Source organism: Streptomyces sp. TG1A-8, from assembly GCF_030499535.1.
Classification (GTDB): Bacteria; Actinomycetota; Actinomycetes; order Streptomycetales; family Streptomycetaceae; genus Streptomyces.
Window position 1 is genome coordinate 4619680 of sequence record NZ_JASTLB010000001.1, and the last position, 21347, is coordinate 4641026.

14 protein-coding genes and 3 pseudogenes are annotated in these 21347 nt (G+C 74.6%); 12 read left to right on the plus strand and 5 right to left on the minus strand.

The annotated features are described in order from the left end of the window. Nucleotides 1–371: 371 nt before the first annotated feature. On the minus strand, nt 372–2690 hold the full coding sequence (locus QQY24_RS20240) for a cation-translocating P-type ATPase (RefSeq protein ID WP_301974101.1): 2319 nt from the start codon (nt 2688–2690) through the stop codon (nt 372–374). A 97-nt stretch (nt 2691–2787) separates the two neighbouring features. Continuing rightward, nucleotides 2788–3027: a heavy-metal-associated domain-containing protein gene (locus QQY24_RS20245; RefSeq protein ID WP_301974102.1), complete on the minus strand. Its 240-nt coding sequence runs from the start codon at nt 3025–3027 to the stop codon at nt 2788–2790. Nucleotides 3028–3217: 190 nt separating this feature from the next. Between QQY24_RS20245 and QQY24_RS20250 the strand changes: the two are divergent. Continuing rightward, nucleotides 3218–3700 (plus strand): annotated as a pseudogene (locus QQY24_RS20250) (MMPL family transporter); the annotation flags it as partial. After that, nucleotides 3700–4340, plus strand: a pseudogene (locus QQY24_RS20255) (zinc-binding dehydrogenase); the annotation flags it as partial. The pseudogenes QQY24_RS20250 and QQY24_RS20255, both read left to right, overlap by 1 nt. On the opposite strand, the gene QQY24_RS20260 reads toward QQY24_RS20255, so the two are convergent. Then, nucleotides 4268–4468, minus strand: coding sequence for an AlpA family transcriptional regulator (locus QQY24_RS20260; protein ID WP_301974103.1), 201 nt, complete (start codon nt 4466–4468; stop codon nt 4268–4270). The pseudogene QQY24_RS20255 and the gene QQY24_RS20260 overlap by 73 nt on opposite strands. Nucleotides 4469–4825: 357 nt before the next feature. Continuing rightward, nucleotides 4826–5740 carry a sugar phosphate isomerase/epimerase gene (locus tag QQY24_RS20265; protein WP_301974104.1) on the minus strand — a complete coding sequence of 305 codons (915 nt, stop codon included), beginning with the start codon at nt 5738–5740 and terminating at the stop codon, nt 4826–4828. A 124-nt stretch (nt 5741–5864) separates the two neighbouring features. On the opposite strand from QQY24_RS20265, the gene iolC reads away from it, so the two are divergent. From iolC to QQY24_RS20315, 10 genes are all read left to right on the plus strand, one after another. Next, nucleotides 5865–6815, plus strand: a complete 951-nt coding sequence (gene iolC, locus QQY24_RS20270; RefSeq protein ID WP_301974105.1) for a 5-dehydro-2-deoxygluconokinase — start codon at nt 5865–5867, stop codon at nt 6813–6815. 125 nt (nt 6816–6940) lie between these two features. Further along, nucleotides 6941–7810 carry a deoxyribose-phosphate aldolase gene (locus tag QQY24_RS20275; protein WP_301976300.1) on the plus strand — a complete coding sequence of 290 codons (870 nt, stop codon included), beginning with the start codon at nt 6941–6943 and terminating at the stop codon, nt 7808–7810. A gap of 7 nt (nt 7811–7817) precedes the next feature. Then, the gene (iolB, locus tag QQY24_RS20280; RefSeq protein ID WP_301974106.1) at nt 7818–8642 is read left to right on the plus strand and encodes a 5-deoxy-glucuronate isomerase; all 825 of its coding nucleotides are present in this window, start codon (nt 7818–7820) and stop codon (nt 8640–8642) included. Next, complete coding sequence (iolD, locus tag QQY24_RS20285) at nt 8639–10525, plus strand: 3D-(3,5/4)-trihydroxycyclohexane-1,2-dione acylhydrolase (decyclizing) (protein ID WP_301974107.1); 1887 nt, start codon at nt 8639–8641, stop codon at nt 10523–10525. The genes iolB and iolD overlap by 4 nt, the downstream gene beginning before the upstream one ends. A 15-nt stretch (nt 10526–10540) precedes the next feature. Next, nucleotides 10541–12043 carry a CoA-acylating methylmalonate-semialdehyde dehydrogenase gene (gene mmsA, locus QQY24_RS20290; RefSeq protein ID WP_301974108.1) on the plus strand — a complete coding sequence of 501 codons (1503 nt, stop codon included), beginning with the start codon at nt 10541–10543 and terminating at the stop codon, nt 12041–12043. Nucleotides 12044–12433: 390 nt separating this feature from the next. After that, on the plus strand, nt 12434–13831 hold the full coding sequence (locus tag QQY24_RS20295; RefSeq protein WP_301974109.1) for an APC family permease: 1398 nt from the start codon (nt 12434–12436) through the stop codon (nt 13829–13831). A 185-nt stretch (nt 13832–14016) separates the two neighbouring features. Beyond that, nucleotides 14017–16671: a CocE/NonD family hydrolase gene (locus QQY24_RS20300; protein ID WP_301974110.1), complete on the plus strand. Its 2655-nt coding sequence runs from the start codon at nt 14017–14019 to the stop codon at nt 16669–16671. Then, complete coding sequence (locus QQY24_RS20305) at nt 16668–17540, plus strand: ABC transporter permease (RefSeq protein WP_301974111.1); 873 nt, start codon at nt 16668–16670, stop codon at nt 17538–17540. The genes QQY24_RS20300 and QQY24_RS20305 overlap by 4 nt, the downstream gene beginning before the upstream one ends. Nucleotides 17541–17652: 112 nt before the next feature. Continuing rightward, a complete protein-coding gene (locus tag QQY24_RS20310; RefSeq protein ID WP_301974112.1) occupies nt 17653–19572 on the plus strand; it encodes a long-chain fatty acid--CoA ligase in 1920 nt (639 codons plus the stop codon). Between the two features lie 398 nt (nt 19573–19970). Further along, entirely contained in the window at nt 19971–20198 is a 228-nt protein-coding gene (locus tag QQY24_RS20315; protein ID WP_301976301.1) for a chaplin, read from the plus strand. A 332-nt stretch (nt 20199–20530) separates the two neighbouring features. On the opposite strand, the pseudogene QQY24_RS20320 reads toward QQY24_RS20315, so the two are convergent. After that, nucleotides 20531–21279, minus strand: a pseudogene (locus tag QQY24_RS20320) (hypothetical protein); the annotation flags it as partial. Nucleotides 21280–21347 lie beyond the last annotated feature (68 nt).

Below are 21347 nucleotides of genomic sequence, written 5' to 3' on the forward strand. Positions count from 1 at the left end.
GCCGCTCAAAGCTTCCCGGTGTACGTGCCCCGGCAACGCTCCTCCCGGCTCTCGCCTTCGGTCGAGCAGGGAGGTACCCCTATCCGGAGAAGTCCCCCAAGACATCCCCGGATGCCAGGCAGCGCCCCCCAAGACGCTGTTCTGACATCGCCAACTTAGACCTTCGAAGCCCTTCGATGGTTACGTTCGCATCACTGTGATCTGCGTCTCTTGCATGTGTCCCATAAGCGCGCAAGAGCACCGATACGGCGATCGGAACTCCAGCGTAAGGATGAGGCGCGAGCCTTGTGAAGAGCTTATGTGAGGCGCGCGCCGGACTCCAGGGGAATCGGTGCTTCAACCGGGACGAACTCCGGGCGACCCCGGCCGCTTCAGCGGAAGGTGCGCAGCCGCAGACTGTTGGTCACCACGAAGACCGAGGAGAAGGCCATCGCCGCTCCGGCGATCATCGGGTTCAGCAGCCCGGCGGCGGCCAGCGGCAGCGCGGCCACGTTGTAGCCGAACGCCCACACCAGGTTGCCCTTGATGGTGGTGAGGGTGCGCCGGGCGAGCCGGATGGCGTCCGCCGCCGCCCTGAGGTCGCCGCGCACCAGGGTCAGGTCGCCGGCCTCGATCGCCGCGTCGGTCCCGGTCCCCAGGGCGAGCCCCAGGTCGGCGGTGGCCAGCGCCGCCGCGTCGTTGACCCCGTCGCCGACCATGGCCACGGTCCGTCCCTCGCCCTGCAGGCGCCGCACGACGTCCACCTTGTCCTCGGGGAGCACCTCGGCGATCACCTCGTCGATGCCGACCTCCCGCGCGACCGCCTCGGCGACCGTCCGGTTGTCCCCGGTGAGCAGTACCGGCGCGAGCCCCAGCGCGCGCAGCTCGCGCACCGCCTCGGCGCTGGTCCCCTTGACCGCGTCGGCGACGGCGAGGAGACCGCGGACCCGCCCGTCCCAGCCGACCGGCACGGCCGTGCGGCCCGCCCGCTCGGCCTCCCGGCGGGCGCGGGCGATCTCCGGCGGCAGCTCCTCGTACAGGCGGCCCACGGCCACCTCGTGGCCCTCCACCCGCCCGCGCACGCCCCGTCCGGGGACGTTCTCGAAGCGGTCGACGCCGGGCAGCGCCCCGACGCGCTCCCCGGCGCCGGCGGCGACCGCCCGGGCGACCGGGTGCTCGGAGGCGTGCTCCAGGGCGCCGGCGAGCCGCAGCACCTGCTTCTCGTCCTCGCCGTCGGCGGCGTACACCTCCTGGAGGGTCATCCGGCCGGTGGTGACGGTGCCGGTCTTGTCCAGCACGACCGTGTCGACGCGGCGCGTGGACTCCAGCACCTCGGGGCCCTTGATGAGGATGCCGAGCTGGGCACCGCGGCCGGTGCCGACCATGAGCGCGGTCGGCGTGGCCAGGCCCAGCGCGCAGGGGCAGGCGATGATCAGGACGGCGACGGCGGCCGTGAAGGCGCCGGCGGTGTCCCCGGTGAGGGTGAGCCGGCCGGCGAAGGTGCCGAGCGCCAGGAGGACGACGACGGGGACGAAGACGGCGGAGACCCGGTCGGCGAGCCGCTGGACCCCGGCCTTGCCGTTCTGCGCGTCCTCCACCAGTTTCGCCATCCGGGCGAGCCGGGTGTCGGCGCCGACCCCGGTCGCCTCGACCACCAGCCGGCCGCCCGCGTTGACCGTGGCGCCGGTGACCCGGTCGCCGGGGCCGACGTCCACCGGCACCGACTCGCCGGTCAGCATGGAGGCGTCGACCGCGGAGACGCCCTCGACGACCGTGCCGTCGGTGGCGATCTTCTCCCCGGGCCGGACCACGAACCGGTCGCCCACCGCCAGGGACGCCACCGGCACCCGCACCTCGCGCGGGGCCGGCGGCCCCTCGCCTCCGCCCTCGTGCCGCAGGACCGTCACGTCCCTGGCGCCCAGCTCCATGAGCGCCCGCAGGGCCGCCCCGGCGCGCCGCTTGGAGCGGGCCTCCAGGTAGCGGCCGAGCAGGATCAGGGCGACGACCCCCGCGGCGACCTCCAGGTAGATCGTGGAGGCGCCGTCCATGCGGGAGACGGTGAACCGGAACTCGTCGTGCAGGCCGGGCGCGCCCGCGTCCCCGAGGAACAGGGCCCACAGCGACCAGCCGAACGCGGCCAGCGTGCCGACCGAGACCAGCGTGTCCATGGTGGCGGCGCCGTGCCGGGCGTTGGTCCAGGCGGCGCGGTGGAAGGGCAGGCCGCCCCAGACGACGACCGGCGCGGCCAGCGTGAGCGAGAGCCACTGCCAGTTGTCGAACTGCAGTGCGGGGACCATGGCGAGCAGCACGACCGGGGCGGCCAGCAGCGCCGAGACGAGCAGGCGCTGCCGCAGGGCGCCGAGCCCGGGGTCCCCGTCCCGGTCCGGCCCTGGCCCGGCCCCCGCCTCCGGCCCGGCCCCCGCCTCCGGCCCGGCCCCCGCCTCCGGTCCGGGCTCCGGTGGCGGGGGCTCCTCGGCGGTGTAACCGGTCCGTTCCACGGTGGCGATCAGGTCGGCGACCCGGACGTCCCCGGAGCAGGTGACCCTCGCCTTCTGCGTCGCGTAGTTCACGGTGGCGCTCACCCCGTCCATGCGGTTGAGCTTCTTCTCCACCCGTGCGGCGCAGGAGGCGCAGGTCATCCCGCCGATGCGCAGCTCGACCCCGAAGGAGCCGGCCGGCGCGGGCGCTGTCTCGGTGGTGCTGCTCGTCATGTCCGGACTCCAGACATCGGACCGGGCCGTACGGATCCAGTATCAGCTGGTCGGCACGGCCCGGTCGGGGAAAGGTGGGTGAGGGGCCGGGGGAGGCTCAGGCCCGGCCGGCCAGCTCGAAGCCGGCCTCGTCCACGGCGGCGCGGACGGCCTCGTCGTCGAGCGGCGCCTCGGAGACGACGGTCACCTCGCCGGTCGACGCGACGGCCTTCACCGAGCCGACCCCGGGGATCTGGGAGATCTCCCCGGAGACGGAGCCCTCGCAGTGGCCGCAGCTCATGCCGGTCACCTTGTAGACGGTGGTGACGGGGCCCGGGGTGTCGGTCTGGGCGCTCATGTCATTACTCCTCGTCGGGGCGGGTGGGGCGGGTGGGGCGGGTGGGGCGGGTGGGGCCCGCGACGGGACTCCACCCTGCTCACAGTATACCCCTAGGGGGTACCTCTCCAAGGAGGGTCCCCGTGCGCCGGCGGCGGGGTGCGGGGCCCGGACGGGGCGCCGGTGCCGGGTCGCCCGCCCGCCCGGGCGGATCGCCCTGCCGATCACGCTGGTGCTGCTGGTCATGGTCTTCGGCGGCGCGATCGCGGCCCTGCTGCCGCTGGGCATCGGCATCGTCGCCATCCTCGGGACGAGCGCGGTGCTGCGCGGCCTGACGACGTTCACCGACGTCCCGGTCTTCGCGCCGAACCTCACCACCGCCCCGGGCCTCGGCCCGGCCGTCGACTGCGCGCTGTTCATCGTCCGCCGCTACCGCGAGGAGCTGTCCACCGGCGCCGACCCGCGGACCGCCATCGGCGCCACGCTGCGCACGGCCGGCCGCACGGCCCTGTTCTCCGCCCTCACCGTCGCGGTGTCCCCGGCCGCCATGATGGTCTTCCCGCAGTACTTCCTGCGGTCCTTCGCCTGCGCCGGCATCGCCGTCGTCCTGCTCGCCGCGGCCGCCGCCCTCGTCCTGCTCCCGGCGGCGCTGATCCTGCTCGGCCACCGGGCCGACTCACTCGACCTGCGCCGTCCGCGGTCATGATCGCGACGGCCCCGGGCGCCCGGGTGGTCGCCGTCGGCGTGGCGCCCGGCGCCCTCGACCTGGCGCGGACGTTCGGCGCGGCGCGGTGCGTGGACGCGGCGGACGCGCCCGACACGGCGGCCGTCCGTGAGCCGACCGGGGGCGGCGCCCGTCTCTCCCTGGACGCCCTCGGGTCTCCCGCCACCTGCGCGGCCTCCGTGAACTGCCTGCGCCGCCGGGGCCGGCGCGGCCAGGTGGGCCTGCTGCCCTCGCCGGAGGGCACCACCCCCGTCCCGCTGGCCCGCGCCGTCGCCCTGGAGCTGGAGATCCCCGGCAGCCACGGCATGGCCGCCCACGCCTCCCCCGGCATGCTCCAGCTCGTCCGCTCCGGTGTCCTGCGCCCCGACCTGCTGGTGACCTCCACCCTCGGCCTGGACGCGGCCCGGCGGCACCGGCGGCGACGGGCACGGCTCCGGGAGCCGGGGTCACCGTGATCGAGTCCTGGAACCGAGCCCCCGCGCACCGGTGTCCGCCCCGCGCGGACGGGACACGGGTGCGGGGGGTCGGGGGCGCCGGTCAGGTGTCCCTGCGGCCCCGGTTGCCCGGCCGGGAGGCGACCCAGGCGCGGACGGTGTCGGCGTACCAGTAGGGCTTGCCGCCCTCGACGTGGTCGGGCGGGGGCAGCAGGCCGTGTTTGCGGTAGGACCGTACGGTGTCCGGCTGCACCCGGATGTGCGCCGCGATGTCCTTGTACGACCAGAGCCTTCGGTCGGTCATGTCGTGCACCTCCCTGCACGCGCCGCGGCGGCGGCCTGGGAACGGCCGTCGGGGGAGCCGGGCACTGCGCTGGCGATCACCAGCCCTGTGCCGGGCCAACGAGGAGCGGTGACCAAGGGGAACCGGTCGTTGACCGGGTGTGACGACCGGCTTGCGCAAGCAGGACATGTGTGACGGAAGGGGGTTGTTTGTGACGCAATCGCGGCAAAGATGTGTGCCGGTTCGTGGGCGGGGTGTGTTGACACGGCGGCCCGGAACCACCCGCTCCCCGACGGGCGGGCGCACGCGTGGACGGACGGGCGGGGCGGGCCGCGGGCGCCGCCGCACCCCGGGTCGCGCAGGGAAGCCGTGCGCCGGTCACGCCCCGCACGAGCGCAGGAACGCCCGCGTCCGCCGGGCGATCGGCAGCGGCCGGTCCGGCTCGCACGGGTACATGTCCTGCTCGACGATCGCGAACAGGTCGACGTCCAGGCGCTGCGCCGCCTCCAGCACCGGACCCAGCGCGGGCACGCCGGACGGCGGCTCGCACATCACTCCCCGGGCGACCGCCGGCCCGAACGGCGTGCCCTGCGCCCGCACGTCGGCCAGGATCTGCGGGTCCACCTGCTTCAGGTGCAGGTAGCCGATCCGCTCGCCGTAGGTCTCGATGAGCTCGACGCTGTCCCCGCCGCAGTAGGCGTAGTGCCCGGTGTCCAGGCAGAGCGACACCAGGCCGGAGTCGGTGCCGTCGAGGAAGCGGGTGACGTTCTCCTCGCTGTCGATGTGGGTGTCGGCGTGCGGGTGGACGACGGCCGTGAGGCCGTACCGCTCCCGCACCTCCCGCCCCAGCCGCTCGGTCAGCGAGGTCAGGTTCCGCCACTGCTCCGGCGTCAGCGTGGACGGCTCCAGGATCCGGCCCGTCCTGTCGTCGCGCCAGAAGGCGGGGATGACGACGAGGTGGCGGGCGCCCGTCGCCCGGGTCAGCGCGGCGACGCGGGAGACGTGCGCCCAGGTGTCGTCCCACACGGCCGCGCCGTGGTGCAGGCCGGTGAAGACGGTGCCGGCCGACACCTTCAGGCCGCGCCGGGCGGTCTCCTCGGCGAGTACGGCCGGGTCGGTCGGGAGGTAGCCGTAGGGGCCCAGCTCGATCCACTCGTAGCCGGACGCGGCGACCTCGTCGAGGAAACGCCGCCAGGGGACCTGTCGTGGGTCGTCCGGGAACCACACGCCCCACGAGTCGGGCGCCGATCCGATCCGGATGCGGGAGAGTGAGGAGGGTGGCGACGACGTCATGGCCGTCAGCGTGCGGGGCGGTGGAAAGGGTGTCAAGACCTGGTCCGAATGTCCGGACAACACGTTGACAGCCTTCCGCAGGCAGGACTAGAAAGCCCGGGAGGGCCACGACGAAGGGAAGCCGATGGGCCACGACCTGATCACCATGGGGCGGATCGGAGTCGACCTCTACCCGTTGCAGACCGGCGTCCCGCTCGCCCGGGTCACCACCTTCGGCAAGTTCCTCGGCGGGTCGGCGACCAACGTCGCGGTCGCCGCGGCCCGCCTCGGCCGGCGCGCCGCGGTGATCACCCGCACCGGGGACGATCCGTTCGGCACCTACGCGCGCGAGGCCCTGCGCGGCTTCGGCGTCGACGACCGCTGGGTCACCCCGGTGGCCGGCCTGCCCACCCCGGTCACCTTCTGCGAGGTCTTCCCGCCGGACGACTTCCCGCTCTACTTCTACCGCCGGCCCAAGGCCCCCGACCTGGAGATCGACGTCCGCGACCTGGACCTGGACGCCGTGCGCGGGGCCCGCATCTTCTGGGTGACCGGCACCGGCCTGAGCGAGGAACCGAGCCGCACGGCCACCCTGGCGGCCCTCGCCCACCGCGCCGGGTCCGGTACGACGGTCTTCGACCTCGACTGGCGGCCCATGTTCTGGCAGGACCCCGGCGCCGCCCGCCCCTTCTACGCCGAGGCCCTGCGCCACGCCACGGTGGCCGTCGGCAACCTGGACGAGGTCGAGGTCGCCACCGGCGTCCGCGAACCCCACGAGGCGGCCCGCGCGCTGCTCGCCGCCGGGGTCGGGACGGCCGTGGTCAAGCAGGGCCCCAAGGGCGTCCTCGCCGTGACCCGCGAGGGCACGACCGCCGAGGTCCCGCCCCTGCCGGTCACCGTCCTCAACGGACTGGGCGCCGGGGACGCCTTCGGCGGCGCCCTCTGCCACGGGCTGCTGGCCGGCTGGGACCTGGAGACCACCATGCGGTACGCCAACGCGGCCGGCGCCATCGTCGCCTCCCGCCTGGAGTGCTCCTCGGCGATGCCCACCCCGGACGAGGTGGCCGCCGCGCTCGAGGCGGGAGCGGTGCGGTGAGGGCGGGCCGGGCCGCCGGAGCCCACCACGCGGACGGCGCGGCGGCCGGCCCCGGGCGCACCCGTGGCGAGGGCACGGCGAGCACCCGCGAGGACGCGGCGCACCCGCGGGTCGACGTCTCCGCGCTGGTCCACGCCCGCGTCCACCACCCCGAGGCCGTCGCCGAGGCCGCCGCCCGCCGCCCCCGCCGGCCCCTGCTGGACGGCGGCGGCCGGCTGGTGATCGTCGCCGCCGACCACCCGGCCCGCGGGGCGCTCGGCGTCGGTGACCGCAACCTCGCCATGGCCAACCGCGCCGGCCTGCTGGAGCGCCTCTGCCTGGCGCTGTCCCGGCCCGGCGTCGACGGCGTCCTCGCCACCGCCGACATCCTGGACGACCTGCTCCTGCTCGGCGCCCTCGACCACAAGGTCGTCATGGGCTCCATGAACCGCGGCGGCCTGCAGGGCGCCCGCTTCGAACTGGACGACCGCTTCACCGGCCACCGTCCCGAGGACATCGAGCGCCTCGGCTTCGACGCCGGCAAACTGCTGCTGCGCATCGACTACGACGACCCGGGCTCCCTGGCCACCCTGGAGGCCACCGCCCGCGCCGTCGACGCCATGGCCGCCCGCCGGCTCCCCGTCTTCGTGGAGCCGTTCATCAGCCGCCGCACCCCCGAGGGCCGGCTGCGCAACGACCTGTCCGCCGAGGCGGTCATCCGGTCCCTCGCCATCGCCTCCGGTCTCGGCGGTTCCTCCGCCTACACCTGGTTGAAGGTGCCCGTCACCGAGAACCCCGACGACATGGCCCGGGTCATGGAGACCTCGACCCTGCCGGCCGTGCTGCTCGGCGGGGACGTCGGCGACTCACCCGGGGACCGGGCCGCCGCGTACGAGAAGTGGCGTGGCGCGCTGCGGCTGCCCACCGTGCGCGGCCTGGTGGCCGGCCGCTCACTGCTGTATCCGGCGGACGGCGACGTGGCCGCCGCCGTGGACACCGCCGTAGGACTGTTGTGAGGGGCCTGTGACCAGCACCGATCTGCACCTGCCCAGGGGCGCGACCGCGAACGCCCGGTACGCCGTCGACATCGGTCCCGAAGTGGCCGGCTGGACGTACGGCAGTCTGCGCGTGACCGAGTTGCCGCCCGGCGGCAGCCACGCGTTCACCACCGGGGACAGCGAGTGGATCGTGCTTCCGCTGGAAGGCGCATGTACCGTTCGAGTGGACGATGAAGAGTTCCAACTCCTGGGCCGGAAAAGCGTGTTCGCGTCGGTGTCCGACTTCGCGTACGCGCCCCGGGACGCCCGGGTCCTGATCGCCTCCGGCGCGGGAGGCCGCTTCGCTCTGGCAGGAGCGAAGTGCGAGCGACGACTCCCCGCCCGCTACGGCCCCGCGCCGGAGGTTCCCGTCGAGCAGCGCGGCAGCGGCTCCTGCGCGCGCCGGGTGCGCAACTTCGCCTCCGCCGACGCCTTCGCCTGCGACCGGCTGATCGCCGTGGAGGTGGTCACCCCCGGCGGCAACTGGTCCTCGTACCCGCCGCACAAGCACGACGAGCACCGACCGGGCGAGGAGTGCGAGCTGGAGGAGATCTACTACTTCGAGGTCGACGGCCCGAACGGCGTCGGCTACCAGCGGGTGTTCCCCTCGCGCGAGGGCGGGTCCGACGTCCTCGCCGAGGTCCGCTCCGGCGACGCCGTCCTCGTCCCCGACGGATGGCACGGCCCGTCCATCGCCCAGCCCGGTCACGACCTGTACTACCTCAACGTCATGGCCGGCCCCGGCGGGACGCGGGAGTGGCGGATCCGCTTCCACCCGGACCACGTGGGGACGACGGGGGGATACCGGTGACCGCCCCGACCACGACGCTCACGGTCGCCCAGGCCCTGGTCCGCTTCCTCGCCGCCCAGTACACGGAGCGGGACGGCGAGCGGCGGCGGCTGATCGGCGCCACCTGGGGCATCTTCGGCCACGGCAACGTCGCCGGGATCGGCCAGGCCCTCGTCGAGTACGCCGACGTGATGCCCTACCACCAGGGCCGCAACGAGCAGGCCATGGTGCACGCCGCGGTCGGCTACGCCCGCCAGTGCAACCGCCTGTCCACCCACGCGGTCACGACCTCCATCGGCCCGGGCGCCACCAACCTGGTCACCGGCGCGGCCCTGGCCACGGTCAACCACCTCCCGGTCCTGCTCCTGCCCGGCGACGTCTTCGCCACCCGCCCCGCCGACCCGGTCCTCCAGCAGCTCGAAGTCCCCTGGGCGGGCGACGTCTCGGTCAACGACACCCTGCGCCCGGTCTCGCGGTACTTCGACCGCGTCACCCGCCCCGAGCAGCTGATCCCGTCCGCGCTCCAGGCCGTGCGGGTCCTCACCGACCCGGTGGAGACCGGCGCGGTCACCCTCGCCCTGCCGCAGGACGTGCAGGCCGAGGCGTACGACTGGCCGGAGGAGTTCTTCGCCGAGCGCGTGTGGACCGTACGGCGCCCCGCCGCGGACCCGGCCGAGCTGGCGGAGGCGGTCCGGGCGGTCCGGGCGGCCCGCAGGCCGCTGGTCGTCGCGGGCGGCGGGGTCCACCACAGCCGTGCCGAGGCGGCCCTCGCCGGCTTCGCCGAGGCCACCGGCATCCCGGTCGCCTCCACCCAGGCCGGCAAGGGCTCCCTGCGCCACGACCACCCGCAGGACGTCGGCGGCATCGGCCACACCGGCACCGCGACCGCCGACGGGCTCGCCCGCACCGCGGACCTGGTGATCGGCGTGGGCACCCGGTACACCGACTTCACCACCGCCTCCGGCACCCTCTTCGGCAACCCGGGGGTCCGCTTCCTCAACCTCAGCATCGCGCCCTTCGACGCCCACAAGCTGGCCGGGCTGCCGCTGGTCGCGGACGCCCGCGCCGCCCTGGGCGAGCTGACCGGGGCCCTCCGCGCGCACGGGTACCGGGTCGCCGACTCCTACGTCGAGGAGTACACCGGGGGCAAGGAACACTGGGAACAGCGGGTCGACGCCTGCTTCGAGGCCGCCGGACCGGACGCGCGCCCGACCCAGCCGCAGGTGATCGGGGCCCTGGACGCCCTGGTGGACGAGTCCGACGTCATCGTCAACGCGGCCGGCTCGCTCCCCGGCGACCTGCACAAACTGTGGCGGACCCGCTCCCGGGACCAGTACCACCTGGAGTACGGCTACTCCTGCATGGGCTACGAGATCCCGGCGGCGATCGGCGTGAAGCTGGCCGCGCCCGAGCGGAACGTGTGGGCGCTGGTCGGCGACGGCACCTACCTGATGATGCCGACGGAGATCGTGACCGCCGTCCAGGAGGGTGTCGCGATCAAGGTCGTGCTGGTGCAGAACCACGGGTACGCGTCGATCGGCGGCCTGTCGGAGGCGGTGGGCGCCGAGCGGTTCGGCACCGCCTACCGCTTCCCGGCCCCGGACGGCACCTACACCGGGGCCCCGCTCCCCGTCGACCTGGCCGCCAACGCGGCCAGCCTCGGGCTGCGGGTGCTGCGCGCGCGGACCGTGGGGGAGCTGGGCGCGGCACTGGCCGAGGCGCGGGCCGCCGACACCGCCACATGTGTCTACGTGGAGACCGAAACGTCCGACACTGTGTCGGGCGCGCCCGGGGCCCAGGCCTGGTGGGATGTCCCCGTGGCCGAGACCGCGACCCGACCGTCGGCGGTCAAGGCGCGTGAGCTGTACGAACGACACGTCTCGACCCGACGCCGCCACGTGTAGAAGGAGTTGCTGGGCATGACGAGGACCGTCAACCACTGGATCGGCGGCAAGGCCGTCGAGGGCGCGTCGGGCACGTACGGGCCGGTCACCGACCCGGCGACCGGCGCGGTCACCACGAGGGTCGCGTTCGCCTCCGCCGAGGAGGTGGACGCCGCCGTCGCCGCGGCCAAGGACGCCTACCGCACCTGGGGCCACTCCTCGCTGGCCCAGCGGACCGGCGTCCTGTTCGCGTTCCGCGCGCTGCTGGACGCCCACCGCGACGAGATCGCCGGGCTGATCACCGCCGAGCACGGCAAGGTGCACTCCGACGCGCTCGGCGAGGTCGCGCGCGGCCTGGAGATCGTCGACCTGGCCTGCGGCATCAGCGTCCAGCTGAAGGGCGAGCTGTCCACCCAGGTGGCCAGCCGCGTGGACGTGGCCTCGATCCGCCAGCCGCTCGGCGTCGTCGCCGGCATCACGCCGTTCAACTTCCCGGCGATGGTCCCGATGTGGATGTTCCCGATCGCCATCGCGTGCGGCAACACGTTCGTGCTCAAGCCGAGCGAGAAGGACCCGTCGGCCTCCGTCCGGATCGCCGAGCTGCTGGCCGAGGCCGGCCTGCCCGACGGCGTCTTCAACGTCGTCCACGGCGACAGGACGGCCGTCAACCGCCTCCTGGAGCACCCGGACGTCAAGGCGGTCTCCTTCGTCGGCTCGACCCCGATCGCCCGCCACATCCACGCCACCGCCTCCGCCCACGGCAAGCGGGTGCAGGCCCTCGGCGGCGCCAAGAACCACATGCTGGTGCTGCCGGACGCCGACCTGGACGCGGCGGCGGACGCGGCGGTCAGCGCGGCCTACGGCTCCGCCGGCGAGCGCTGCATGGCGATCTCCGCGGTCGTCGCGGTCGGTGCCATCGGCGACGCGCTGGTGGAGAGGATCCGCGAGCGTGCCGAGAAGATCAGGATCGGTCCCGGCAACGACCCGGCCAGCGAAATGGGCCCGCTGATCACCAGGGCCCACCGTGACAAGGTCGCCTCCTACGTGGAGAACGCGGCGGCCGAGGGGTGCGAGGTCGTCCTCGACGGCACCGGCTTCACCGTCGACGGCCACGAGGACGGCCACTGGATCGGCATCTCGCTGCTCGACAGGGTGCCGACCACGGCGCAGGCCTACCGGGACGAGATCTTCGGCCCGGTGCTGTGCGTGCTGCGCGCGGAGACCTACGAGGAGGGCGTGGCCCTCATCAACGCCTCCCCCTTCGGCAACGGCACGGCGATCTTCACCCGGGACGGCGGCGCGGCCCGCCGCTTCCAGCTGGAGGTCGAGGCGGGCATGGTCGGCGTGAACGTCCCGATCCCGGTCCCCGTCGGCTACCACTCCTTCGGCGGCTGGAAGGACTCCCTCTTCGGCGACCACCACGTCTACGGCAACGACGGCACGCACTTCTACACCCGCGGCAAGGTCGTCACCACCCGCTGGCCCGACCCGGCCGACGCCCCGGCGGGCGTCGACCTGGGCTTCCCGCGCAACCACTGACCGTCGCCCGAGCGTCACGGCACTTTCCCGTCAGGCCGTCCGGACACCGGACGGCCTGACATTTTTTCGCCACCTCCGCTGCGGTTCCCGTTCCCGTGTGATGAAACGGGCAGTGAAGGAGTGGATGGGGAATGTCCTTCGAAAACAAGGTCATGTATGAGAGTGGCTTATCGGTTGCACCCACAGGGCTTCGCGACCTGGGAAAGCGATGCGACGCAGGACCGTTCCGAAGTGCGGATTCCGCAGGTAAACAGCCATTGACGTGACGGTTTTCGTCAGGGTTCGCTAGGCGGCGCCGGGAGCGGACGAGACGGGCGTACGACGAGCCGCCGGAGGCGACGGCGCTCCCGGACCCACTCCCAGCCGCACCAGCCGATCGGAACCCGCCGCATGACCGACACGCTCCGTTCTGCCGGGACGACCGTCCCGGAGGACCCCGCCGGCCCCCAGAAGCTCAAGCGTTCCATCGGCGTCGTCGGCGGCACGCTGCTGACGCTGTCCTGCGTCACGCCCGCCTCCACGCTCTTCGTGGTCGTCCCCGACCTGTTCGGCTCCCTGGGCACCGCCACCGCCCTGACGATCGCCATCGGCTCCCTCCTCTGCATCGCCGTGGCGTTCTGCTACTCCGAGCTGGGCACCCTCATCCCCAGCGCGGGCGGCGAGTACGCCATGGTGTCGACGATGGCCGGCCGGCTCGCCGGCTGGCTGGTGTTCGTGCTGTCCCTGCTGGTCGTGATGATCGTGCCGCCCGTCATCGCGCTGGGCACCGCGGACTACCTCTCCCCGATCGTCCACCTCGACCCGTCCCTGGCCGGCGCCGGCGTCATGTTCCTCGCCACCCTCGCCGGCCTGCTCGACCTGCGTGCCAACGCCTGGATCACCGGCGTCTTCCTCGTCCTGGAGGTCATCGCCGCCGGTGTCGTCGCCCTGCTGGGCTTCAGCCACAGCCACCGCGGGGCGGGCAGCCTGCTCTCCATGGAGGTGGCCGGCGCGCACGGCCGCACGGACACCGTGACGGCCATGCTGGTCGTCTCCGGGCTCGCCATCGCCCTCTTCGTCACCCAGGGCTTCTCCACCGCGGTCTACCTCTCCGAGGAACTGGAGCACCCGCGCCGCAACGTCGCCCAGACGGTACTGGCCACCCTCGCGATCTCCACCGTGATCATCCTGGTCCCGGTCGTCGCCATCACCCTGGGCGCCTCCGACCTGAAGGAGCTGACCGGCGGTGACATCGGCTCCATGGTCACCGCCTGGTCCAACTCGGCCGTCGGCGCCTTCGTGAGCCTGTGCGTGGCCCTCGCGATCGTCAACGCCGGCATCGTCATGGTCATCCAGAACTCCCGCGTCCTGTTCGCCTCCGCCCGTGACAAGGCCTGGCCCGACCCGGTCAACCACGCCTTCGCCAAGCTCGGCCGCTTCGGCTCCCCCTGGGTCGCCACGCTCGCCGTCGGCGTTCCGGGCGCCCTGCTGTGCTTCGTGAACCTCGACACCCTCTACGGCGTCACCGGCGTCTCGGTGACCGGCATGTACCTGCTGGTCGCGGTCGCCGCCCTGCTGGCCCGCCGCGGCTCCCACCGGCACACGCCGGCCTGGCGGATGCCGCTGTGGCCCGCGGTGCCCGTCCTGCTGATCGTGGTCCTCGCCTACGTCCTCAGCCGGCAGGAGACGGGCTACCTGCTGTGGACCGGCGGCATCACCGCGGTCGCCACCCTCTACTGGGCCTTCTACCTGCGCCCGCGCCGCGAGACCCGCTGGCTGGTGTCGGTCCCCGAGGACGCCCGGGCCTGAGGCCGCGCGCACCACGTGACCCCTGCCGCCCGTACGGCCGAAGGCGGCGGGGGCCGCGCCGTTCCCGGCGCCGCCCGCCTACCGCGCCCGGAGTACACCGGGCCGGTGCCGTACGCCCGGGGGAGGGGACCGGGTTCCGACCGGCGGCCGCTCCGGTCGTCCGCGGCGGCCCGTACCGTTGGAGCATGGATCTTCGCGTGTCCGCGCTGCGAGGGCTGCTGAAGGGGCCGCGCCGGCTGATGGCCGCCGCGGCCGCCGTCGTGGTGCTCGCCGGCGCCGGCACCTGGACGGCCGCCGCCTCCGGCGACGCCGCCCCGGTGCACCGCAGCGACCGGATGATGACCATGTCCGACGGCACCCGTCTGGACACCTCGTACTTCACCGCCGGCGCCGCCGGTTCCGGGCGCCGCCCCGCCGTCCTGCTGGCGCACGGCTTCGGCGGCAGCAAGGACGACGTGCGCCGGCAGGCCGAGGACCTCGCCCGCGACGGATACGCGGTGCTGACCTGGTCCGCGCGCGGCTTCGGCCACTCGACCGGCCGGATCGGGCTGAACGACCCGGAGCACGAGGTCGCCGACGTCTCCCGGCTCATCGACTGGCTGGCCGGACAGCCCCAGGTCCGGCTCGACCGGAAGGGCGACCCGCGCGTCGGCGTCGCCGGCGGCTCCTACGGCGGCGCGGTCTCCCTGCTCGCCGCCGGACACGACCGCCGCGTCGACGCCATCGCCCCCGCCCTCACCTACTGGGACCTCGCCGACGCCCTGTTCCCGGGCGGCGTGTTCAAGAAGCTGTGGGCCGGCGTCTTCGTCAACAGCGGCGGCGGCTGCGCCCGCTTCGAACCCGCGCTGTGCCGCATGTACGACCGGGTCGCCGAGTCCGGCACCCCCGACCCGGCCGCCCGCAGGCTCCTGCAGGAGCGCTCCCCGTCCGCCGTCGCCGACCGCATCGGGGTGCCCACCCTGCTGGTGCAGGGCCAGACCGACTCCCTGTTCACCCTCGCCCAGTCCGACGCGGCCGCGCGGGCGATCCGGGCCAACGGCGCCCCGGTCGACGTCGACTGGGTCGCGGGCGGCCACGACGGCGGCGACCTGGAGAACGGCCGGGTGCAGGCCCGGGTGGCGGCCTGGTTCGACCACTACCTCAAGGACGACGCGAGCGCCGGCACCGGCCCCGCCTTCCGGATCACCCGCACCGGAGGCGTGGACTCCACCGACGGCGCCGCCCAGCTGCGCGGTGCCACCGCCGGCTCCTACCCCGGCCTGCGCGGCCACCCGCGTCCCGTCCCGCTGACCGGCGCCTCCCAGCGCTTCGCCAACCCCGCCGGCGCCAGCCCGCCCGGCGTCTCCGCCCTGCCCGGCCTCGGCGGCTCCGGCGGCCTGTCCCGGCTGTCCGCGCTCGGGCTCGGCGTCTCCCTCGACTTCCCCGGCCAGTACGCCCGGTTCGACTCGGCCCCGCTGACCGCCGACCTCACGATCACCGGCGCGCCGACCGTCACCGTGCACGTCGCCTCCACCAGCGAGGACGCCGTCCTCTTCGGCAAGGTCTACGACGTCGGCCCCGGCGCCCGGCAGGTGCTGCCCGCCCAGCTCGTCGCTCCCGTGCGCGTCACCGGCGCCAGGGCCGGCAGGGACGTCACGCTCACCCTCCCGGCGATCGACCACGAGGTGCGCAAGGGCCACCGGCTCCGCCTGGTCCTCGCCTCCACCGACCTCGGCTACGCCTCGCCCGCCGCCCCGGCCGCCTACACCGTCTCCCTCAGGGGCGACCTCAGCGTGCCGACGGCCCCCCGGGTCACCACCGCGGCGGCCCCCCTGCCCGCCTGGGTGTGGTGGCTGCCGGTGGCCGGCGCCGCGTTCGCCCTCGCCCTGCTGCTCACCGGCCGCCGCCGCACGGCGGCCCCCGCCCCGGACCCGGACCTCGCCGACGTCCCGCTCGTCATCACCGGCCTGGGCAAGCGCTACGCGAGGTCCGCCGACCGGTACGCGGTGCGCGGGCTGTCCTTCCGCGTGGAGCGGGGCCAGGTGCTGGGCCTGCTCGGGCCCAACGGCGCGGGCAAGACCACCACCCTGCGCATGCTCATGGGCCTGATCGCGCCGGACGAGGGCGAGATCCGCGTCTTCGGCCACGCCGTCCGGCCCGGCGCGCCCGTGCTGTCCCGGGTCGGCGCCTTCGTGGAGGGCGCGGGCTTCCTGCCCCACCTGTCCGGCCGCGAGAACCTGGAGCTGTACTGGCGGGCCACCGGCCGCCCGGCCGGGGACGCCCACCTGGACGAGGCCCTGGAGATCGCGGGTCTCGGCGACGCCCTCGCCCGCGCGGTGCGCACCTACTCCCAGGGCATGCGCCAGCGCCTCGCCCTCGCCCAGGCCATGCTGGGCCTGCCCGACCTGCTCATCCTGGACGAGCCCACCAACGGCCTCGACCCGCCCCAGATCCGCGAGATGCGCGGGGTGATGATCCGCTACGCGGCCGGCGGCCGCACGGTGATCGTCTCCAGCCACCTCCTCGCCGAGGTCGAGCAGTCCTGCACCCACCTGGTGGTGATGGACCGCGGCCGGCTGGTCCAGGCCGGCCCGGTCCGGGACATCGTCGGTTCCGGCGACACCCTGCTGGTCGGCACCGCCGTGCCCGTGCGGGAGCCGGTCGCGGAGAAGGTGGCCGCGCTGGACGGCATCGCCTCCGCCGTGCGCACCGAGGACGGCCTGCTCGTCCGCCTCGCCCCCGGCGCCACCGCCGAGCGCCTGGTCGTGGAGCTGGTGCGCCTGGAGGTGCCCGTCACCTCGGTCGGTCCCCACCGGCGCCTGGAAGACGCCTTCCTCACCCTGATCGGAGGGTCCGCATGAGCACGCCCGGCGAGCGCACGGAGCCCGCGGCGACCGCCCCCGGCTACCGCGCGGGCCGCACACTGCCCCTGCGGGTGGAGCTGGTCCGGCAGCTCAAGCGGCGCCGCACGCTGGTCATGGGCGGCGTCCTCGCCCTCCTGCCGTTCGTGCTGGTGGCCGCCTTCGCCATCGGCGGCGACCCGGCCGGCCGCAACGGCCAGGTCACCCTGATGGACACGGCCACCGCCTCCGGCGCCAATTTCGCCGCGGTCGGCCTCTTCGTCTCGGCCGGCTTCCTGCTGGTCGTCCCGGTCGCCCTGTTCTGCGGGGACACGGTCGCCTCGGAGGCGAGCTGGTCCTCCCTGCGCTACCTGCTGGCCGCGCCGGTGCCCCGGGCCCGGCTGCTGTGGTCCAAGCTCGCCGTGGCGCTCGGGCTCAGCCTGGCCGCGATGGTGCTGCTGCCGGTCGTGGCCCTCGCGGTCGGCACCGCCGCCTACGGCTGGGGCCCGCTGCAGGTCCCCACCGGCGGCGCGCTCGACCCCGGTACGGCGGTACGGCGCCTGGTGGTCGTGGTGGCGTACCTCTTCGTGTCCCAGCTGGTCACCGCCGCGCTGGCGTTCTGGCTGTCGACGAGGACCGACGCCCCGCTCGGCGCGGTCGGCGGCGCCGTCGGCCTGACCATCGTCGGCAACGTCCTGGACGCGGTCACCGCCCTCGGCCACTGGCGCGACTTCCTGCCCGCGCACTGGCAGTTCGCCTGGGCCGACGCCGTCCAGCCGCACCTGGAATGGTCCGGCATGATCCAGGGCGCCGCCGTCTCCGTCAGCTACGCCCTGGTCCTGTTCGCCCTGGCGTTCCGGGGTTTCGCCCGCAAGGACGTGGTCTCCTAGCTCCCGCACCCGGCCCGCGCGTCCCATTGACCTTTCCTTACCTATGAGTAAGTTGACTTCTCGGTAAGTACGTTCGTCAGCACCTCAGCACGAGCCGCGACCGGGAGCCGTCATGGGCGTACACAAGGATCTGAAACGGGCACGGCGGCGCGCCGACCTGGCCGGCCGCGTCCCGGTGGACCTGGTCAGGGACGCCGCGGGAACCGTCCGGGAGGTCCGCGCGGCCCCCCTGGCACCCCCGCTCGCCGCCGGGTCCATGGCCGACCTGCCGTTCACGCACGCCGATGAGACCCCGGACGCGGTGCTGCTGCGCCGCCGCGAGCACGGCGGCTGGCGCCCGGTGACCGCCGCCGCCTTCGCCGCCGAGGTCACCGCCGTGGCCAAGGGCCTGATCGCCGCCGGCCTGGAACCGGGCGGCCGGGTCGCCGTCATGTCCCGCACCCGTTACGAGTGGACCGTCCTGGACTTCGCGATCTGGGCGGCCGGCGGCCGGTCCGTGCCGGTCTACCCCACCTCCTCAGCCGAACAGGTGGAGTGGATCGTCCGCGACTCGGGCGCCCGCCACGTCGTCGCCGAGACCGCCGGGAACGCCGCCACGGTCACCACCGGCACCGCCCGCCACCCCCGTCCGCCGCGGCTGTGGCACCTCGAGGCGGGCGCCCTCGCCGACCTCACCGCCCTCGGCCGGGACGTGCCCGACGACGAGGTCGCCGAACGGCGCGGCGCCCTCACCCCCGACACCGTCGCCACCGTCTGCTACACCTCCGGCACCACCGGCCGGCCCAAGGGCTGCGTCCTCACCCACGCCAACCTGCACGCCGAGGCCGCCAACACCGTCGAGCTGCTGCACCCCGTCTTCCGGGCCGTCACCGGCCAGGCCGCCTCCACCCTGCTCTTCCTGCCGCTCGCCCACATCCTCGGCCGCACCCTCCAGCTCGCCTGCCTGATGGCCCGCATCGAGACCGGCCACTTCCCGAGCGTCAGGCCCGACGAACTGCGCCCGGCGCTCAAGGAGTTCCGGCCCACCTTCCTGGTCGGGGTGCCGTACCTCTTCGAGAAGATCCACGACACCGGGCGCGCCACCGCCGAGAGGATCGGCCGCGGCGCCTCCTTCGACCGTGCCGAACGGATCGCCGTGCGCTTCGGCGAGGCGTACCTGAGGAAGTCCCTCGGCGCCGGCAGGGGTCCGGGCCCCGGCCTGTACGCCGCCCGGGCCCTGTACGACCTGCTGGTCTACCGCCGCATCCGCGGGGAACTGGGCGGCCGCGTGCGCTACGCCATCAGCGGCGGCTCCCCGCTGGACCGCGACCTGAACCTGTTCTTCCACGCGGCCGGCATCGCCGTCCACGAGGGCTACGGCCTGACCGAGACCACCGCCGCCGCCACCCTCGTGCCGCCGCTCGGCCCCCGCCCCGGCACGGTCGGCCTGCCGGTCCCCGGCGTGTCCGTGCGCATCGCCGACGACGGCGAGGTGCTGATCCGGGGCGGGGTGGTCTTCGGGTCGTACTGGAACAACCCGGCCGCCACCCGCGCCGCCCTCGACGACGGCTGGTTCGCCACCGGCGACCTCGGCTCCCTCGACCAGGACGGTTACCTCACCATCACCGGCCGCAAGAAGGACATCCTCGTCACCTCCGGCGGCAAGAACGTCTCCCCGGCCGTCCTGGAGGACCGGCTGCGCAGCCGCGCGCCCGTCGGCCAGTGCGTGGTCGTCGGCGACGGCCGGCCCTTCGTCGCCGCCCTGATCACCCTCGACCCCGAGGCCGTCGCCCACTGGCTGGCGGTGCGCGGGCTGCCCCCCGACACCCCGATGAGCGAGCTGGTGCGCGACGAACGGCTGCGCGCGCAGGTGCAGGAGGCGGTCGACCACGCCAACCGGGCCGTCTCGCGCGCCGAGTCCATCCGTGCCTTCGCCCTGGTCGAGGGCGAGTTCACCGAGGACAACGGCTTGCTGACGCCCTCGCTGAAGGTGAAACGGCACGCGGTGGCGGCGGCCTACGCCGAGGAGATCGAGGCGCTGTACCGCCGCTGACACCCCGCAGCGGGCCGCACCCCCGGCGGACCCGCCCGCAGAAGGGGGAGGAGGCGCTCGGGAAGGCGGTGGCCGCCGCTCCCGTCGTGGGCGCGGCGGCGGTGGCCGCGCCGCGGGCCCCCGTCGGGGGCAGGGGCGACGGCGGACCGGACGCCGCGAACGGCAAGAGGGCCGTGCCGCCGTGGGGCGGCCCGGCGGCGAGGGGCGAGCCGGTCCGGTCCGGCCGCCGTCCCCCCGCGGCCGGTGGTGAGCGCATGGGGTGGCGGCGCGATCGAATGATTGTCGGTTCATTCAGTTTTTCGGCACGGCCGTCCGTCTATCCCTGATGCGTACTGCGACCGTTCACGTCGTGTCACCCGGTACCGCCCGTCATGGGCACGCCCACGGAAGGGAACACCATGAGGAAGACCGCCGCTGCCGTCACCGGCACCGTCCTGGCCCTGGGCCTGGCCGGGCCCGCCTCCGCCGACGCCGGGGCCAAGGGCGTCGCCGTCGGTTCCCCCGGCGTCCTGTCCGGCAACGTCGTCCAGGCCCCGGTCCACGCGCCGATCAACGTCTGCGGCAACAGCGTCAACATCATCGGCCTGCTGAACCCGGCGTTCGGCAGCACCTGCGTCAACCGCTGACGGCGCGGCGGCGCGGCCGCCTCCCGCCGGTGACGTGCCGGGTGCCGGACGGCGAACCCCGGCACCCCGCCGCGCCCGGCCCGACGGGTGCCCGCGGGCCCGCGTTCCGCCCGGCCGCCGCGGTGCGCGACGCGGCGGGCGGACCGCACGGGCCCCCGTGCCCACGACCGGCGGGCCGTACCCCGGCGACTGCCCGCCCTCTCGTCGTCGGGGAGGGCGCGGGAGCAGTCGGGGGAGCCGTCGCCGGGTCGGCCCGCGGAGGGGCCGGCGGTCGTGTCGCGGGTGCCCGCCTGGTGCACCACGCGCGGTGGCACCACCGGCGCGGGCGCGGCCCGGCGGCGCACGCGGGCGACGCGCCGGCACCACAGCGCGCACATCGCCCGGCCCGGCCCGCGGTCGTCGGACGCGAACCAGGCCGGTTCCCGGCTTCCGCAGGCCGGCCGCAACGCGCTCAGCGGCGCATAGTCCTCCACCACGAACTCCCTTCCGGTCAACGGCGATCCGTCCGGTAGTGGACGGTCGCTCAGATCCAGGTGCGGGGCGCGCGCGACGTCCAGGCCCGCGCTGTCGGTGAACAGCCGGAACCGGGCGCCGGGACGCGGGTTGAAGTCGAGCAGGTGATAGCGGCCGGTACGGCCGCAGCGGCGGAAGTCGAGGTCGAAGACGCCCCGGTGGCCCAGTTCGCCGGCGAGCCGTTCGGCCAGCGTCCGCACCTGGGTGTTGGGCGTCCACCGGCCGACCGCGGTCAGGCCCGCCCCGCACGGCCAGGCCAGCTGCTTGCGGCCGGCCGCGACGGCGCTCGCGTCGTCCATCGGGACCAGCACCGCTGGCCGCCCCACCCGGGCCGCCACCCGGCGCAGCACGGCCGCGATCTCGTCCAGCGGGGCACCGGGCGCGGGCGGGGGCGCATCTGCCGCACGTACCGGGAGCGGCACACGGGACTTCCCACGGAATCGGCGACGACATGCACCTCCACCCCCGCTCTGCCGAGCGATCGTACGGCGCCCAGGGTGCCGGGGTGAAAGGGATTCCGGCCGATTCGCAGCAGAACCGCGGAGACCCGGACGTCCAGCAGCGACACGGGCTGTTTCCTTGGGATCGTTCACCCGTGCGGACGCTCGTGGAACCCGGAAGCGGTAACTGCACTGG